This window comes from Oliverpabstia intestinalis (genome assembly GCF_009696065.1).
Classification (GTDB): Bacteria; Bacillota; Clostridia; order Lachnospirales; family Lachnospiraceae; genus Oliverpabstia; species Oliverpabstia intestinalis.
On the sequence record NZ_VUMS01000004.1, the window covers coordinates 111994 to 129506 of the forward strand.

11 protein-coding genes and 1 riboswitch are annotated in these 17513 nt (G+C 44.6%); of the genes, 2 read left to right on the forward strand and 9 right to left on the reverse strand.

Features of this window, described 5'->3' with window-relative positions:
- Positions 1-12: 12 nt before the first annotated feature.
- The 7 genes from FYJ57_RS03080 to FYJ57_RS03110 all read right to left on the reverse strand — a co-directional run bounded on the left by FYJ57_RS03080 (position 13) and on the right by FYJ57_RS03110 (position 8579).
- Positions 13-894 carry a PSP1 domain-containing protein gene (locus FYJ57_RS03080; protein WP_154431485.1) on the reverse strand — a complete coding sequence of 294 codons (882 nt, stop codon included), beginning with the start codon at positions 892-894 and terminating at the stop codon, positions 13-15.
- A 1-nt stretch (position 895) separates the two neighbouring features.
- Positions 896-1885, reverse strand: coding sequence for a DNA polymerase III subunit delta' (gene holB, locus FYJ57_RS03085; RefSeq protein WP_022171842.1), 990 nt, complete (start codon positions 1883-1885; stop codon positions 896-898).
- A gap of 140 nt (positions 1886-2025) precedes the next feature.
- Entirely contained in the window at positions 2026-2607 is a 582-nt protein-coding gene (locus tag FYJ57_RS03090) for a nucleoside/nucleotide kinase family protein (RefSeq protein WP_154431486.1), read from the reverse strand.
- A gap of 529 nt (positions 2608-3136) precedes the next feature.
- Entirely contained in the window at positions 3137-4324 is a 1188-nt protein-coding gene (gene metK, locus FYJ57_RS03095) for a methionine adenosyltransferase (RefSeq protein WP_022171844.1), read from the reverse strand.
- A 150-nt stretch (positions 4325-4474) separates the two neighbouring features.
- Positions 4475-4572: riboswitch (SAM riboswitch) on the reverse strand.
- A 101-nt stretch (positions 4573-4673) separates the two neighbouring features.
- Entirely contained in the window at positions 4674-6059 is a 1386-nt protein-coding gene (locus FYJ57_RS03100; RefSeq protein ID WP_154431487.1) for an MATE family efflux transporter, read from the reverse strand.
- Between the two features lie 263 nt (positions 6060-6322).
- On the reverse strand, positions 6323-7438 hold the full coding sequence (glgD, locus tag FYJ57_RS03105) for a glucose-1-phosphate adenylyltransferase subunit GlgD (protein ID WP_022398745.1): 1116 nt from the start codon (positions 7436-7438) through the stop codon (positions 6323-6325).
- 1 nt (position 7439) lies between these two features.
- Positions 7440-8579, reverse strand: coding sequence for a glucose-1-phosphate adenylyltransferase (locus FYJ57_RS03110; protein WP_154431488.1), 1140 nt, complete (start codon positions 8577-8579; stop codon positions 7440-7442).
- 363 nt (positions 8580-8942) lie between these two features.
- Between FYJ57_RS03110 and FYJ57_RS03115 the strand changes: the two genes are divergently transcribed.
- Together FYJ57_RS03115 and FYJ57_RS03120 are read left to right on the forward strand one after the other, a co-directional pair.
- Entirely contained in the window at positions 8943-10436 is a 1494-nt protein-coding gene (locus FYJ57_RS03115; protein WP_154431489.1) for a HAMP domain-containing sensor histidine kinase, read from the forward strand.
- Positions 10429-11118 (forward strand): response regulator transcription factor, encoded by a 690-nt coding sequence (locus FYJ57_RS03120; RefSeq protein ID WP_154431490.1) that lies wholly within the window; start codon positions 10429-10431, stop codon positions 11116-11118. The genes FYJ57_RS03115 and FYJ57_RS03120 overlap by 8 nt, the downstream gene beginning before the upstream one ends.
- Positions 11119-11563: 445 nt before the next feature.
- On the opposite strand, the gene FYJ57_RS03125 is transcribed toward FYJ57_RS03120, so the two are convergent.
- Both FYJ57_RS03125 and ileS read right to left on the reverse strand, forming a co-directional pair.
- Positions 11564-14026, reverse strand: a complete 2463-nt coding sequence (locus FYJ57_RS03125; RefSeq protein ID WP_154431491.1) for a glycogen/starch/alpha-glucan phosphorylase — start codon at positions 14024-14026, stop codon at positions 11564-11566.
- A gap of 156 nt (positions 14027-14182) precedes the next feature.
- Positions 14183-17338, reverse strand: coding sequence for an isoleucine--tRNA ligase (gene ileS / locus FYJ57_RS03130; protein WP_154431492.1), 3156 nt, complete (start codon positions 17336-17338; stop codon positions 14183-14185).
- Between the last annotated feature and the right edge of the window lie 175 nt (positions 17339-17513).

Genomic DNA, 17513 nt, shown 5'->3' on the forward strand with positions numbered 1-17513 from the left:
TTTCTCCTGTCATTATTCCAGTTCCTTCATCATCTTCTGCTCTTCTTTGGAAAGCTTCATCTTCTCTTTCCGGCAGCATCCTCTGGAACGGAATTTTAACTCTTCTACTTTATACTCACGGATCTCTTTCTCATCGTTGACATCCATGATCACTTTTACCAGCTGACGAAGTACATTGACACTCTGTACCTCACCCTTGATACCTTCCGGTGTCATTACCTGATCTCCGATATTCGGCAACTGTTTGTTCAGATACTCGTATGTCTCCTGCTCATTTTTCAGGCAGCACATCAGACGGCCGCAGACACCTGAGATCTTGGTCGGATTCAGTGACAGATTCTGCTCTTTCGCCATCTTGATCGATACCGGAGCAAATTCTGACAGATAGGTATGGCAGCACAGAGGGCGACCGCAGATACCGATACCTCCGAGAATCTTCGTCTCATCTCTCACACCGATCTGACGCAGCTCAATACGTGTTTTGAAGATCGCCGCCAGATCCTTTACCAGTTCACGGAAGTCGATTCTTCCGTCTGCGGTAAAATAAAAGAGAATCTTGTTGTTGTCAAAGGTATATTCCACATCGATCAACTTCATCTCCAGCTGATGCGCACGGATTTTCTTGACACAGACCTGATATGCTTCTTTCTCTTTTTTACGATTACTCTCTTCTTTGGCATCATCCTTCTGTGTAGCCATGCGGATCACATCTTTTAAAGGCTGTACCACCTGCCTGTCGTCTACTTCTTTCGGACCCAGTACCACTGTGCCGTATTCCACACCGCGGGCTGTCTCCACGATTACATGATCTCCCGGTTTCATCTGAAAACTCTTCGGATTGAAATAATAAATCTTTCCTACATTCCGAAACCGGACACCGATAATTTTTACCATTCTAGTTCTCCCTGATTGTCATGAAGAGCAGTTCCATAACCAGATCAAAATTTACATTGGAATGCAGACGCTCTCTGGCCTTTCCTATGGCATCTATAATATTCTCTATACCCTCATAGGAACTTTTCTTTGCTCTTTCTTTAATATAATTATACTGGTCTTTAAATATCAGACCATCTACTTCTTTTGTCGCCTTAAACAACAGTACATCCCGAAACCACATGGTAAACAGATCCAGATAATCGTAAATATTCTGTTTTTCCGCTGTCAGTTCTTTGATCATCTCCACCAGTTCGTACAGTTCCAGCTCATTGCTCTTTCTGAGAAGCCGGAAAGCTCTCTCCGCCATCTCGGCAAATTCCGTAGATTCTGCGATCTGTTTTGCTTTCCCGATATTTCCCTGGGCAAATGCCGCGTCGATCTGCGCCTGATAATCCGGCAGATGCATATGCTCCATCAGATATTCTTTCACATCACTCTCTTTCACCGGACGCAGATTCAAGGTCACGCACCGGGAAGAAATCGTAGGAAGCAGAGAATCCGCATTGCTGGTCAAAAGCAGGATCACCGCATAAGCCGGTGGCTCCTCGATGGTCTTTAACAATGCATTCTGCGCCTGCAGCGTCAGTTTTTCCGCTTCGTTCAGAATATAGATTTTATAAGGACCTGTATAAGGTTTGATGGATACATCATCAATCAGCTGGATACGAATATCCTCGATACCGATAGAATTCGGTTTCTCATGTGTGATCGTAATAATATCCGGGTGATTTTTGCTTAACGCTCTCTTACAGGAGTCACATTCCATACATGGATCTGTTCCATGCTTTTCACACTGCAGTGCCATGGCAAATGCAGAAGCCAACATCTTCTTTCCTGCTCCTACCTCACCGTTAAAAATATACGCATGTGAAACTTTCCCCATCTGAATGGCATTCTGTAAATGATTTACAACATCATCATGTCCAATGATCTCATGAAATCCTGCCATACAATCACCTCCTGTGTTCTTTTGTTTTCTGTGGTAATCTCCGGTTTTATCACCACAGGCTTCCACAGCTGCTTTTTTCACAATATCTCTGCGCAAAAGAATACTATATTATATTGTACTCTGTCTGCGGAATATCATTATTATAGCACACTCCTTAAATACTTTTCAATCTCAGAGTAGCCTCCCGCCCCGTCCATATTGGAAAATCTATGGGTGATTCCTGCCTGCCGGATCTTTTCCTCACTGAAATCCTGTGCATCTGCCAGAAATCTCCGGCACATTTCTTCGTATTTCGGTGCTTCCTGCGTCTCTTCCCTCGCGATCGCCCGCTTCAGGCGTTCTCCGTCTTCCACTTCTATATAAATGGGGCGGATCTTTTCCTCTCCATAATATGCCTTTAATTTTTCATAGGATTCCAGTGTTCCGATTCCCAGATAGCTTTTCTCTTCCAGATTCATATTATCCGCCGTAAAATACCGCCACAGCCCGTAAACCGTCTCATACCCCCGGTCTTCGATAATCTTTCCCTCTGCTTTCAGTTTCTGAAAATCCTCTTCCGTCACAAAATGGTACTCCCTGCCATCCAGTTCCCCGTCCCGGATCGGGCGGGTGGTGTAGATCACCAGACGTTCCAGAGAAAACTCCGGATTTCTTAAAAGGCGCTGATAAATCGTATCTTTTCCCGATGCGCTCTTTCCCATAATATAAAACAATTTGCCCATAATCAGCATTCTCTCTTTCTATTCACTCCCATCTATCTTACCAGACCACCGGAAACTCTTCCAGATATTTTAAACATTTCTTAAAAGAGTTTAGAAATCCTTTATCTCATTTCCATAAAATGGACACAAACTCCATGTATACTTACAGTATCAAAACAAAGAGGACGGCGGATACAGATGATGACAGCCAGAGCCGGTGACAAAGACTGAGCATCGTTGCCGGAATATTTTACAAACCCTGTGACTGTCGGACCTCGACAAAAAACAATTACCTTTTATATAGATTCGTGCAGCTGTTTGCACCAGCTGCCAAAACACTTTTTCATACTGCCGGGGCACTAAAACCCCGGCCCTCCCTTTTCTAATTATTGATATGCAATGCAAGTAAAACAAAATTGCCGCAGGAAGTTAAAATTCCTGCGGCAGTTTCGTTTCTCAATCGTAACGATTCAGTACCCTCGCGAAATACTGCCTACTGAATCGTTACTCTCAACCTTTATATTGTATATTTACTCTGTGCAAAAATATCTTACAGATATTTTTTCAGGACATCTACTTTATCCAGTTTTTCCCACGGCAGATCCAGATCATTTCTTCCGAAATGTCCGTAAGCTGCAGTCTGTTTGTAGATCGGTCTTCTCAGATCCAGCATCTTAATGATTCCGGCCGGTCTCAGATCGAAGTTTTCACGGATGATCTCTACCAGTTTTTCATCGCTCACTTTACCGGTTCCTGCGGTGTCTACGTTGATGGAAGTCGGATGTGCCACACCGATCGCATAAGACAGCTGGATCTCACACTGGTCAGCCAGACCTGCTGCTACAATATTCTTTGCAACATAACGTGCTGCGTAAGCTGCGGAACGGTCAACTTTAGTGCAGTCTTTTCCGGAGAAAGCTCCACCACCGTGACGACCATATCCACCGTAAGTATCTACGATGATCTTTCTTCCTGTCAGACCACTGTCACCGTTTGGTCCGCCGATTACGAATCTTCCTGTCGGATTTACAAAGAATTTGGTATCTGCATCTACCATCTCTGCCGGAAGAACCTCATCGAAGACATATTTTTTGATATCTTCGTGGATCTGTTCCTGTGTTACATCCGGATCGTGCTGTGTGGACAGTACGACTGCATCCAGACGGTATGCTTTTCCGTTATCATCATATTCTACAGTTACCTGAGATTTTCCGTCCGGTCTCAGATAAGCCAGTGTGCCGTCTTTTCTTACCTTTGTCAGCTGTCTGGTCAGTTTGTGTGCCAGAGAGATGGCCAGCGGCATATATTCTTCTGTCTCGTTGGTTGCGAAACCGAACATCATACCCTGATCTCCTGCTCCGATGGCATCGATCTCTTCGTCAGACATTTTATGTTCTTTTGCTTCCAGCGCTTTGTCGACACCCATAGCGATATCGGTGGACTGCTCGTCGATGGCTGTGATCACACCACAGTTCTCTGAATCAAAACCGTATTTTCCTCTGTCATATCCGATCTCACGAACGGTATCTCTTACGATTTTCTGGATATCTACATATCCTTTTGTTGTGATCTCACCCATAACCAGTACCAGACCAGTGGTGATGGCTGTCTCGCAGGCTACACGGCTCATCGGATCCTGTTCCATCAGTGCGTCCAGGACTGCATCGGAAATCTGGTCACAGATTTTGTCCGGATGGCCTTCGGTTACAGATTCTGAAGTAAACAAACGTTTTTCCATTCTCATTCTCCTTTTTCTCTGGGGTTTACCCCTGGGTGCTTTTCTCCCGGGTTTATCGTTTAAGATAATGTCATATCGCATTTTCTTTCCAACGTATAATCTAAAAATGAGCCCGCCAAAAGCGGACTCAATACTTCGATATATCAAATCCCCTTATTGTTCGATTACTCGCTCAGGTAGGCACCTTCCGTATCCGGGGTTGCCGTGACTTCACAGATCCTATGTATCTCCATCACTCTGAATAAGAGAAAAGCTTTCTATACAATTTACGTCTAATAACATAACGCAGTTTTGCCTGTTCGTCAAGGGGGTAAACGGTGTCAGGCACCATAAAATTTTTATAAATAGGTCAAATCCTGATTTTCATCCACTTTCCGTTCCGGAACCGTATGCCGCTTAGCATCAGACGACAGAACTGATCCGCTACGATACCCATCCAGATTCCGTAGATTCCCCAGCCAACAATATAGCAACATATATACGAAACAGCCGTTCTCACAAAGGTAACGCTGATGGTAGAACTGATCATGGTGTACACCACATCGCCCGCGCCGCGCAGTGCTCCGGTGAATACCACCTGACAGATCTGGAACAGCACGATCACTATCAGAATCCGGCTGATCCTCGCACCGATCTCCACGATATGTGCTTCTGCAAAGAACAGTCCGAACAGCCACTTTCCGCAAAACAGATAGAACATGGACATAAAAACAGCCATCACAAGTGCCACTTTTTCACAGGTCATCCCGTGTCGCTTTGCCTCCTGCGGTTCTTTGCTTCCGAGACTCTGCCCGATCAGTGCCACGGCTGCCGCCTGCATACCATCACCGAAAGAGAACGACAGGCTCAGCGCATTCATTCCCACCTGATGTGCCGCCATCGCCGCCGTTCCCATGTCAGCTGCCATCACAGCGGTTGACATAAAACCGATACGCATCAGAATCTGCTCCACGAATGTACTGCTTGAAAGTTTTAAGATTATTTTTACCGATTCGAACCGTTTCCACAGCCCTTCTTTTATAATATACGGAATACTGAGGAAAGAATCCTTCCGAAACAGTGACATTACACTGATCGTACACCCCACAACCGTTCCAAGCACCGTCGCCAGTGCTGCTCCGCGAATCCCCAGTTTAGGGAATCCAAGATGACCGCCGATCAAAAGATAATTTCCAATAATATTGACGATGCTGGATATGGTGTTGGTATACATCGCGATTTTGGTGTTTCCTGCCCCTCTCTGTGCAGCATTGATCACCATGGATATAATATTAAAGATCATCCCACCCATAATAATCTGAAAATAAATCACCGCTCCGTCATGGGTATCCGGTGCGGATCCACACTTTTCCATCAGCCATCCTGCCAGACTCACACAGGCAACCGTGATGACCGCGCCGAAGAGAATCGTAAGAAGGATTGCCTCTGCCAGCGTTTCATTTGCTCTTCTTTTGTCTTTTTCTCCTGTTCGTCTGGCAACGATCGCGGCAATCGCCACGTTCATCGCAAAAAATAAAGACAGTCCGAGGAATTTTGGCTGTGTCGTCAGTCCCACCGAAGCCACTGCTTCCGAACCGAGTCCACTGACCATATAGACATCAATCATGCCCGCCAGCGAGATAAAAAAAGACTCAAAGACTGCCGGCCATGCGATTTTCAATACTTTCGTCAATTGCTTTTTCTGTTCCACCCATCCGTTTTTCCGGCTTTCGCCGGATACCGAGTGTCCTTCCATCTGCTCACTCCTTTTCTTTCTCATGTACTCTCGGAATCTTCATAAATTCAAAATTCAAACACTTCCGGAAAAATAATCGGAATAAAATAAGTAACAGAAGCTCTTTTTCTACCGATCGTTCAGTAGCAAAAGAGCTTCCGCTTTTCGTATGCATCTTCGTCACTTTCCCACAGAGATACGATTATTTACGTGATCAATAAACCATGGGATCTTTTGATCCGTGATCCTGCCACACAATCTGCATTATAATATCCTGTCTGTTCTTACAGCTTGTCTCCTCTGCGGATATAACCCGGTTTTTCCGGCTCTGCAATAATCTGATTGCTGTGGATCAGTTTCGCATGTTTGTCAATGACCATATTTTCCACATGCACATCTTTGCCGATCACTACGTCTGCATTTACCACACAGTTGCGGACAACCGCACCCTTCCTGATCTCACATCCACGTCCAATGATTGAATTTTCTACCATTCCTTCTATCAGACATCCATTGGAAATTACGGATGATTTTACATTGCTGCCTTCAAAATACTGGGTCGGGCAGGAATCGTTGGTACGGGTATAGACCGTCCACTCTTCATGAAACAGCTCTCTTGCTTTCCTGCGGTCAAGCAGTTCTTCGTTGGCATCAAAATAACTCTTGAGATCGGTCATTGCTGCAAAATAACCTCTGTGAGATACTCCACGGATATCCATCTCTCCACAGGATTCATTGAGTGCATCTGCCAGTGTATATACGGAAGACAGCTTGCGTCCTTTATCGATCAGATCCAGGAAGATCTCTTTTTTCATTACATAGGTGTCCATGAAAATATTTCTGTTTTTTACATTTCCGTGGTTTGGTTCCAGAGACAGCACACCTTTTTGTTTGTTCAGATTCAGCACCTGGCAGTTCAGGAAATGATCTTTTGCATTGTCCACATTCTGATACATCAGTGTGATATCCGCACCGGATTCGATATGGTTCTGTAAAAATTCTTCGTAATCTGCAGTATAAACCATATAGCTTGGTACGATGACTACGTACTCTTCACTCATCTCCTCAATGGCATCCAGGTTTTCCACATAAGCTGCCAGATCCGTACTGTAAATACTATTTTCGTCTCCGTTTTCACAGAACAGAAGATTTAAATTGCCACGTTTGGAATTGATATTGTAGTGGCGTCCTGTTCCCAGATGTTCTACCAGGGAACGTGGCTTTCTACGGATGTACACCTGAATGGAATCAATTCCACTGTTACTCATATTGGAAATCGGGAAGTCGATCACACGATATCTTCCGAGAAAAGAGATCGCTCCGGTCGGACGATAAGCCTGCATCGGATTCCCCTGTATATTATTGCCTGCGAAATTTACGATTCCAAATGCTCTACTCATCTTATTCTTCCCCCTTTACACGTTTTGCAACCAGTTCGATATTTTCACTGTCTGCACTGCCGACAATCGCATTCTTTCCGATCTTTACGTGGTCCGCAACAAGGGCGCGTGTTACAACTGCACCTTCTTCTACTTCCACACCCGGCATCAGTACACTGTCAATAATTTTTGCTCCCGGTGCTACTTTTGCTCCTGTAAACAGGACAGAGTTCTTAACCAGACCATCCACGATACATCCCTGTGTGATAAATGCTCTCTCTATACTCGCCTGCGCACCGATATACTGTGGCAGTGCATCGGTATCCTGGGTATAGATCTTCCAGGAACTGTCGGCAAGATCCAGTGCATTGTTCTTATCCAGCAGATCCATATTGGCTTCCCATAAGGAATCGATGGTTCCCACATCTTTCCAGTATCCTTTGAACTTATACGCATACAGTGTTTTCTGGTCTTCCAGCATTCTTGGGATGATGTCTTTTCCGAAATCATGGTTGGAATCCGGATCTTTCATATCAGCAAGAAGCATCTTCCGAAGCAGTTTCCAGTTAAAGATATAGATTCCCATGGATGCCAGATTGCTCTTAGGCTCCGCAGGTTTCTCCTCGAATTCTACGATTTTTCCGCCTTCTTCTGTATTCATGATACCAAAACGGCTTGCTTCTTTCATCGGAACCTCGATAACGGCGATGGTTGCATCTGCATGATGTTCTTTGTGGTAATCAAGCATCTCATCGTAGTCCATCTTGTAAATATGGTCACCCGAAAGAACCAGCAGATATTCCGGTGCATAGGTATCAATAAAGTCAATGTTCTGAGAAATAGCATCCGCAGTTCCTCTGTATACGTCCAGGTTTGCATCTGCTTTTTCCCGTGGTGGCAGAATATATACGCCGCTGTCTTTGGTATCCAGACCCCATCTTCTTCCTGCGGCTGCATAACTGTTCAGCAGGACGGATTCGTACTGAGTCAGTACGCCGACTACATCGATTCCACTGTTTGCACAGTTACTCAGTGGAAAATCAATGATCCGATATTTTCCGCCGTATGATACTGCAGGTTTGGCAACTTTTTTTGTCAGGTCATGAAGTCTGCTTCCTCTTCCTCCAGCCAGGATCATGGCCAACATGTTATTTTGCTTCATATGTAAGCCCTCTCTTTCATATTTCTGTGTCTATTATACTATTTTTTATGCTATTATGCTACATATTTCCAGAAGAAAACTGAATTTATTGAATGATTTTACCAAATTCTAACATTTATATTTTTATTTTTCAGAACATTCTTCTGTTTCTTTCCATCGCTCTTATGTTTTCTCCGCAGGCACAGACATTGCCGGGGTTTCTGTTTTTTCACGGCAGACACGGGAGGCTTTCTCATAATTTTACAGAATCTTTAGAATTATCCTACTTTGTTTAGATGAAAAAGCACATGCTATATGCTATACTTGATATATCATTATGGGTACTTCTGCCCGTCTATATCAAAACAGAAAACAGGTGAAACTATGAAACTGAAAAATCGTATGGTTATCTCATTTTTTGTGATCATTCTGGTTCCTCTGATCCTGACCGGTGTTGCAGTTACCGGTTTTACCATGTATCAGGTCTGGTCACTGGAAAAGAAATATGGAATCGAAGGGGTTACTTATGAAAATCTCTCCAACAATACCATGCTGTTGAGCAAAATGACGCAGAAAACATTCTCCACTCTCGAGAAAACAGCCTCTTCGGATCCGGAAAAGCTGGAGGAAACTTCTTATCTGAATTCGCTGAATCAGGATCTGACCGGGAAAAATGCTTATCTGCTGATCCGGAAGGGTAACGATATGTTTTACTGTGGTTCCCCGACACAGGATGAACTGCTCTTTTCCGAACTTCCGGAATACGGCGATCCTTCTGCCGACAATGACCGTGGGGTCTATATCGGTGCCGATGTGCAGTCCCTTATCAAGCAGGTGGATTTTACCTTTACTGACGGTGTCAAAGGAAGTGCGTTTATTATTTTCCATTCCAATTCCATGGTTCCTCAGTTAAAGAAGATCCTGCTGGATACTGTGTTTGTGATCATCCTGATCCTGATTCTCACTGCCCTGGGGCTTTGTACCTGGACATATCGCGGCGTAATGACTCCACTGACTCAGCTGAAGGAAGCAACAAAAAATATCAAGGAAGGCAATCTGGACTTTACAATTGAAAAAACAGGTGTGGATGAGATCGGAGATCTATGTGATGATTTTGAGGAAATGCGCAAACGCCTGAAGGAGTCTGCTGAAGAAAAAGTGGCATTTGACAAGGAAAATAAGGAACTGATCAGCAATATTTCCCATGATCTGAAGACACCGATCACAGCTGTCAAGGGTTATGTGGAAGGCATCATGGACGGCGTGGCAGACACGCCGGAGAAGATGGACCGATATATCCGCACCATCTATAATAAGGCAAATGAAATGGACCGGCTGATCAACGAACTGACCTTTTATTCCAAGATTGATACAAACCGGATCCCGTATACGTTCAACAAGATTCATATCAGTGATTATTTTGAAGACTGTGTAGATGAACTGAGTGTAGAACTGGACTCAAGCGGTATATCGCTGACATATTTCAATTATCTGGAAGAAGATGCGGTGGTAATTGCAGATGCAGAGCAGTTAAAACGTGTCATCAACAATATCATCAGCAATTCTCTGAAATATATGAACAAACCGAAAGGTGTGATCAATATCCGCCTGCGGGATGTAGGAGATTTTATTCAGATTGAAATTGAAGATAACGGAAAAGGAATCGCACAGAAGGATCTGGCAAATATTTTCGAGCGTTTCTACCGCACGGATGCTTCGAGAAATTCTTCTAAGGGCGGAAGCGGTATCGGTCTTTCCATCGTTAAAAAGATCATGGAAGATCACGGCGGTCAGGTCTGGGCAACAAGTAAAGAAGGCACAGGTACTACCATGTATCTGGCTTTGAGAAAATATCAGGAGGTACCTGTACATGAGTAAAATATTAATTATCGAAGATGAAGAAGCAATCGCAGATCTGGAAAAGGATTATCTGGAGCTGAGCGGGTTTGAAGTAGAGATCGAGCATCGGGGTGATGTCGGACTAAAACGTTCTCTGACAGAAGATTTTAATCTGGTGATCCTGGATCTGATGTTGCCGGAGATGAACGGGTTTGATATCTGCCGGGAGATCCGGGCCCAGAAGAACACGCCGATCATTATGGTTTCTGCCAAGAAAGATGACATTGACAAGATCCGGGGACTTGGACTCGGAGCAGATGATTACATGACAAAACCTTTCAGTCCCAGTGAACTGGTGGCAAGAGTAAAAGCGCATCTGGCGCGGTATGAGCGGCTGATCGGATCGGGTGTACAGGAAAATGATATTATTGAGATCCGCGGGATCAAGATTGATAAGACAGCACGAAGAGTCTGGGTGAATGGAGAGGAAAGGAATTTTACCACCAAGGAATTCGATCTTCTGACCTTCCTGGCACAGAATCCGAACAGAGTGTTTACAAAGGATGAGTTATTCCGGGAAATCTGGGATATGGAGTCTGTGGGAGATATTGCTACGGTTACGGTGCATATTAAGAAGATCCGGGAGAAGATCGAGTTTAATACGGCAAAACCGCAGTATATTGAAACGATCTGGGGGGTTGGATATCGGTTTAAAGTTTGATAAAAACAGGGATTCGTTCCTATATTTACGGTACTGACAAAGGTCCGTCGAAGAAAGGCGCCCTCATGGAAAGCAGGCAGGGTCTGCGCTCGGTTTGAGCCTGTAGTCTCAAACTCGTGCTCGACAATCTGCCAACTTTCCATGAGGGCGCCTTTCTTCGACTGCGATTGTGGTGTGGAGAAGGTTGCGGTCGTAATTGTATAGATTTTCCATTTGCCAACGCACAGCAATCGGCTGACCGTTTCCGGTCCAGGCAACACTGTGTGGGCGCTTAAGGGAAGCTTTGAAATCCGACGCTTACGTAGACTTTTGCTTGGGTCAGCTGACCCAAGCAAATTATAGTCGGAGTTAGCGGCTAGTTCAAAGTTCCCCTGCCCACGTTGCCGGGACCGGAAACGGTCATCCGGCCGCGTCCGTCCTACAACATATGATTTACTAAATAAAATTACTCTTCAATCGTAACCTTATCCAGATGCCAGATCTCATCCACATACTGCTGAATCGTTCTGTCAGAAGAGAATTTACCTGCACTGGCAGTATTCAGAAGAGCCATCTTCGCCCATCTTTCGCTGTCTCTGTAAGCAGCTTCCACCTTCTTCTGTGCTTCTGCATAAGACTTGAAGTCTGCCAGGATAAAGTAAGTATCTGCACGATCACTGCAGTTTGTGTTCAGCAGAGAATCGTAGATCTCATGGAACATGTTGAAATCTCCGTTGGAGTAAGTTCCATTGATCAGCTGCATCAGTACGTTACGGATATCCGGATCGTTGTTGAAGTACTGCATTGGATCGTATCCGCCGTTGTTTTCGTAGTTGATAACCTGATCAGCGGTCAGACCGAAGATGAATGCATTCTCTGCACCAACTTCTTCTACGATTTCCACGTTTGCACCATCCATGGTTCCCAGAGTCGGTGCACCGTTCAGCATGAACTTCATATTACCGGTACCGGATGCCTCTTTACTTGCAGTGGAGATCTGTTCGGAAACATCTGCTGCTGCGAAGATCAGTTCCGCATTGGATACACGGTAGTTTTCGATAAATACAACTTTCAGTTTACCATTGATAGAAGCATCGTTATTGATCACATCTGCAACAGAATTAATCAGTTTAATGGTCAGTTTTGCACGGCGATATCCGGCAGCTGCCTTTGCACCGAAGATGAATGTTCTTGGATAGAAATCCATTTCCGGATGTGCCTTAATCTCGTTGTACAGATACATAACGTGCAGAATATTCATCAGCTGACGTTTGTACTCATGCAGTCTCTTAACCTGAACATCGAAGATAGAATGAGGATTGACTTCGATTCCGTTGTGCTCCTGGATGTATTTTGCCAGACGTACTTTGTTCTGATATTTGATATTCATGAACTCCTGCAAAGCTTTCTTGTCATCCACGTAAACTTTCAGTTTTGCCAGTTCCGGCAGATCGGTGATCCAGCCGTCACCGATGTGATCTGTAATCCAGTCAGCCAGCAACGGGTTCGCATGCATCAGGAAACGTCTCTGTGTGATACCGTTTGTCTTATTGTTGAATTTCTCCGGATACATCTCGTAGAAATCTTTCAGTTCCTGTTTCTTCAGGATCTCTGTATGCAGTCTTGCAACACCGTTTACAGAATAACCGCCGGCGATTGCCAGGTGAGCCATCTTAACCTGTCCGTCGTAGATGATTGCCATTTTCCGGATCTTTTCCTGATTTCCCGGATATTTGTTCTGGATCTCCAGGATAAATCTGCGGTTGATCTCTTCGATGATCTGATATACACGAGGAAGCAGTTTGGAGAACAGCTCGATCGGCCATTTTTCCAGAGCTTCTGCCATGATGGTATGGTTGGTGTATGCACAGGTATGCGTTGTGATATCCCATGCTTCTTCCCAGGTCATTCCTTCTTCATCCAGCAGGATACGCATCAGTTCGGCAACCGTCATGGTCGGATGGGTATCGTTCAGCTGGAAGGTTACTTTCTTCGGCAGATCATGCAGATCGTCGTGGTTCTTTTTGAATTTTGCGATTGCTTCCTGGATACTTGCAGAAATGAAGAAATACTGCTGTTTCAGACGAAGCTCTTTACCTGCATAATGGTTATCATTCGGGTACAGAACCTCTACGATATTCTTAGCCAGGTTTTCCTGTTCAACGGCTTTATGATATTCTCCCTTGTCAAACAGATCCAGACGGAAATCAGTGATCGGTTCTGCATCCCAGATTCTCAGAGTGTTGACGATCTTGTTATTGTAACCAACGATCGGCATATCGTAAGGAATAGCCATTACAGACTGATAACCTTCCTGGATGAACTGATTTCTTCCGGTAGCTGCATCATATTCCACGCGTACATATCCGCCGAATTTTACTTCTTTTGCATATTCCGGACGACGCAGTTCGAATGGATAACCATCTTTCAGCCAGTTATCCGGTACTTCTATCTGATAGCCGTCTTCGATTTTCTGTTTGAACAGACCATAGTGATAACGGATACCACAGCCATATGCACAGTATCCCAGAGTTGCCAGAGAATCCAGGAAACATGCTGCCAGTCTTCCCAGACCACCGTTACCCAGTGCCGGATCCGGCTCCTGATCTTCGATCACGTTCAGATCAAATCCCAGCTCGTCCAGTGCTTCCTTTACTTCTTTATATGCAGTCAGATTGATCAGATTATTACCCAGGGCACGACCCATCAGAAACTCCATGGAAAGATAATATACGATCTTCGGATCATCTTTCTCATACTGTTTTTGAGTTGCCAGCCAGTTATCGATAATAACATCTTTTACAGCCAGAGAAACGGCCTGGAAGATCTGCTGCTGTGTTGCTTCATCGATTGTCTTACGGTAAAGCATCTTTACGTTTTCTTTGACCGCTTTTTTAAACTCTTCTTTTTTGAAATGACTGTCTAACATTGGAAACCTCCTCATTTGCAATGATATTTATAATGATACAGAAAGCAAACAGATCCTGTATCATGAAAAAAGGGGCTGATACATTTGTACCCGCCCCCTGATCCACATACTTTGTTACAATTTGCTAATTGTAAAGGTACTGAATTTTCAATACAACTAATTCATTTTCTCAACTCCCAGTGTTACTTCCTGGGAATTGATATTCCAGGATTTTACATAACCCTGAGCAGTATCGGTAAGTAGCTTCTCTGCCAATACCTCTGCCTGAATCTCTTCCGCATGTGCCTTCATAATGTCTTCAATTACTTTGTTGTCTTTCACATACACCTGGATCTTATCCATTACTTCAAAGCCAGCTTCTTTTCGCATGGTTTGGATCTTGCTGATGATCTCTCTTACGAAACCTTCTTCGATCAGTTCCGGAGTCAGATTGGTATCCAGAACAACTGCGATATCGTTGTCAGACTCGGTTACATAACCTTCCATCTGTGCAGTTTCGATCAGCAAATCCCCTTCTGATAATACAACTTCATTACCGTCGATGTCAAGTTTTAACTCGCCGTTTGCACGAAACTCAGCCATGGCTTTGTTTCCGTCAAGTTCGCTTAATGCTTTACGGATACCGTTTAAAAGTTTTCCGTATTTCGGTCCTACGGTCTTCAGCTGCGGTTTGAAGCTGTAAGAAATAAAGTTTTCGATGTTATCGGTGAATTTTACTTCTTTTACGTTCAGCTCGTCTGCGATGATCGCGGTAAAGTATTCGGACAATCCGTACGGAGCTTTTACATACATGGCTGCGATCGGCTGACGGTTCTTGATGTTTGCAGTATTTCTGCAGGCACGGCCCATAACAACCACATTCAGCAGGTGGTCCATATTTGCTTCCAGATCTTTGTCGATCCATTCTTTGTTGGCAACCGGGAAGTCACACAGATGAATGCTTTCCGGAGCATCTTTATCGATGCTTCTTACCAGGTTCTGGTAGATATCTTCGGTCATGAACGGAATCATCGGAGCAGCAACTTTGGAGATGGTTACCAGAGAAGTGTACAGTGTCATATAGGCATTGATCTTATCCTGTTCCATTCCTTTCGCCCAGAAACGTTCACGGCTTCGTCTTACATACCAGTTACTCATATCATCTACGAATTCCTGCAGTGCTCTTGCAGCTTCCGGGATCCGGTAGTTGTTCAGGTTGTCGTCTACGGTCTGGATCACGGTATTCAGTTTGGACAGCAGCCATTTGTCCATAACGGACAACTTATCATAATCCAGGGTGTATTTTGTTGCATCGAACTCATCGATATTTGCATAGAGTACAAAGAACGCATAGGTATTCCACAGAGTACTCATGAATTTTCTCTGACCTTCCTGTACCGCTTTTCCATGGAAACGGTTCGGCAGCCACGGTGCACTGTTGATATAGAAGTACCAGCGGATCGCATCTGCCCCGTATGTCTGCAGTGCATCGAACGGATCTACCGCATTTCCTTTGGACTTACTCATCTTCTGACCATTTTCATCCTGTACATGACCCAGTACGATAACGTTCTGGTACGGAGCCTTGTTGAATAACAGGGTGGATTCCGCCAGCAGAGAGTAGAACCATCCACGGGTCTGGTCTACTGCTTCTGAGATAAACTGTGCCGGGAACTGCTGTTCAAAAAGTTCTTTATTTTCAAATGGATAATGATGCTGCGCAAATGGCATTGCTCCTGAGTCGAACCAGCAGTCGATAACTTCCGGTACTCTGTGCATCGGTTTTCCGCACTCCGGGCATTTGATGGTGATGTCATCGATGTACGGACGATGGAGTTCTACGGTTTTTGCACGCTCGTCACCGCTCATCTCATACAGTTCTTCTCTGCTTCCCACAGAATGCTGGCATCCGCACTCACATTCCCAGATATTCAGAGGAGTTCCCCAGTAACGGTTTCTGGAAATACCCCAGTCCTGCACATTCTCCAGCCAGTCGCCGAAACGACCTTTACCGATGCTTTCCGGGATCCAGTTGATGGTATTGTTGTTACGGATCAGATCATCTTTTACCGCTGTCATCTTGATAAACCAGGATTCTCTTGCATAATAGATCAGTGGTGTATCACAACGCCAGCAGTGTGGATATTCATGCTCGAATTTCGGTGCTTCGAAGAGTTTTCCTTCTTTGTCCAGATCCACCAGAACTTTCGGATCAGCATCTTTTACAAAGATATCTGCATACGGAGTTTCTTTGGTCAGATGACCTTTTCCATCTACAAACTGTACGAACGGCAGATTATAGTTGCGTCCGATACGGCTGTCATCTTCACCGAAAGCCGGTGCGATATGAACGATACCGGTACCATCGCTCATGGTTACGTAAGTATCGCAGGTAACAAAATGTGCTTTCTTTTTCTGTTTTGCTGCTGCTTCGCCTGCGCATGCATACAGCGGTTCGTATTCTTTGTATTCCAGATCTTTTCCTGTATATTTCTCAAGAACTTCGTAAGCCGGTTTTTCTTCGTCTCCCAGTTTGCCAAGCACTTTGTCCAACAAGGCTTCTGCCATGTAATAGGTGTATCCGTCAGCTGCCTTTACTTTACAGTAAGTCTCATCCGGGTTCACACACAGTGCCACGTTGGAAGGCAGTGTCCACGGAGTTGTGGTCCATGCCAGAAAATAAGCATCTTCGCCGATCACTTTAAAGCGAACGATCGCGGAGCGTTCTTTTACGGTTTTGTATCCCTGAGATACTTCCTGTGCGGAAAGCGGTGTTCCACAGCGCGGACAGTAAGGTACGATCTTGAATCCTTTATATAACAGACCTTTGTCCCAGATCTGTTTCAGTGCCCACCACTCAGACTCGATAAAATTATCATCATAAGTTACATATGGATGCTCCATATCAGCCCAGAAACCTACCGTAGAAGAAAAATCTTCCCACATGCCTTTGTATTTCCAGACACTTTCTTTACACTGCTGGATAAATGGTTCCATACCATATTCTTCGATCTGTTCTTTTCCGTCCAGCCCCAGTTTCTTTTCTACTTCCAGCTCTACCGGAAGACCATGGGTATCCCAGCCGGCTTTTCTCGGTACCATGTATCCTTTCATGGTACGGTAACGTGGGATCATATCCTTGATGACACGGGTCAGTACGTGACCGATATGCGGTTTTCCGTTTGCTGTCGGCGGTCCGTCATAAAATGTGTAGGTTTCTCCCTGTTTTCTCTGTTCCATACTTTTTTCAAAAATATGATTTTCCTTCCAGAACTGTTCTGTCTTTTTCTCTCTGTCCACAAAGTTCAGATTGGTTGACACTTTCTGATACATCTCAGAATCCTCCTTTATTATTTTCAAAAGCGGTTTGTTATACTTCTTCCTGTAAATCCAAAAAGCCTTCGTCCCTGTAACAGGACGAAGGCTACATTACCATCGTTATACCACCTCTTACAATGTACGGGCTCTTCACCGATACACCTTCCCTTTAACGGCGGAACAACCGGCA

What these genes read in the sequence shown, in the direction of transcription:
- FYJ57_RS03080 (WP_154431485.1), bottom strand. Translation starts at nt 894, where the DNA reads ATGGTAAAAATTATCGGTGTCCGGTTTCGGAATGTAGGAAAGATTTAT.
- holB (WP_022171842.1), bottom strand. Translation starts at nt 1,885, where the DNA reads ATGGCAGGATTTCATGAGATCATTGGACATGATGATGTTGTAAATCAT.
- FYJ57_RS03090 (WP_154431486.1), bottom strand. Translation starts at nt 2,607, where the DNA reads ATGGGCAAATTGTTTTATATTATGGGAAAGAGCGCATCGGGAAAAGAT.
- metK (WP_022171844.1), bottom strand. Translation starts at nt 4,324, where the DNA reads ATGGAAAAACGTTTGTTTACTTCAGAATCTGTAACCGAAGGCCATCCG.
- FYJ57_RS03100 (WP_154431487.1), bottom strand. Translation starts at nt 6,059, where the DNA reads ATGGAAGGACACTCGGTATCCGGCGAAAGCCGGAAAAACGGATGGGTG.
- glgD (WP_022398745.1), bottom strand. Translation starts at nt 7,438, where the DNA reads ATGAGTAGAGCATTTGGAATCGTAAATTTCGCAGGCAATAATATACAG.
- FYJ57_RS03110 (WP_154431488.1), bottom strand. Translation starts at nt 8,579, where the DNA reads ATGAAGCAAAATAACATGTTGGCCATGATCCTGGCTGGAGGAAGAGGA.
- FYJ57_RS03115 (WP_154431489.1), top strand. Translation starts at nt 8,943, where the DNA reads ATGAAACTGAAAAATCGTATGGTTATCTCATTTTTTGTGATCATTCTG.
- FYJ57_RS03120 (WP_154431490.1), top strand. Translation starts at nt 10,429, where the DNA reads ATGAGTAAAATATTAATTATCGAAGATGAAGAAGCAATCGCAGATCTG.
- FYJ57_RS03125 (WP_154431491.1), bottom strand. Translation starts at nt 14,026, where the DNA reads ATGTTAGACAGTCATTTCAAAAAAGAAGAGTTTAAAAAAGCGGTCAAA.
- ileS (WP_154431492.1), bottom strand. Translation starts at nt 17,338, where the DNA reads ATGTATCAGAAAGTGTCAACCAATCTGAACTTTGTGGACAGAGAGAAA.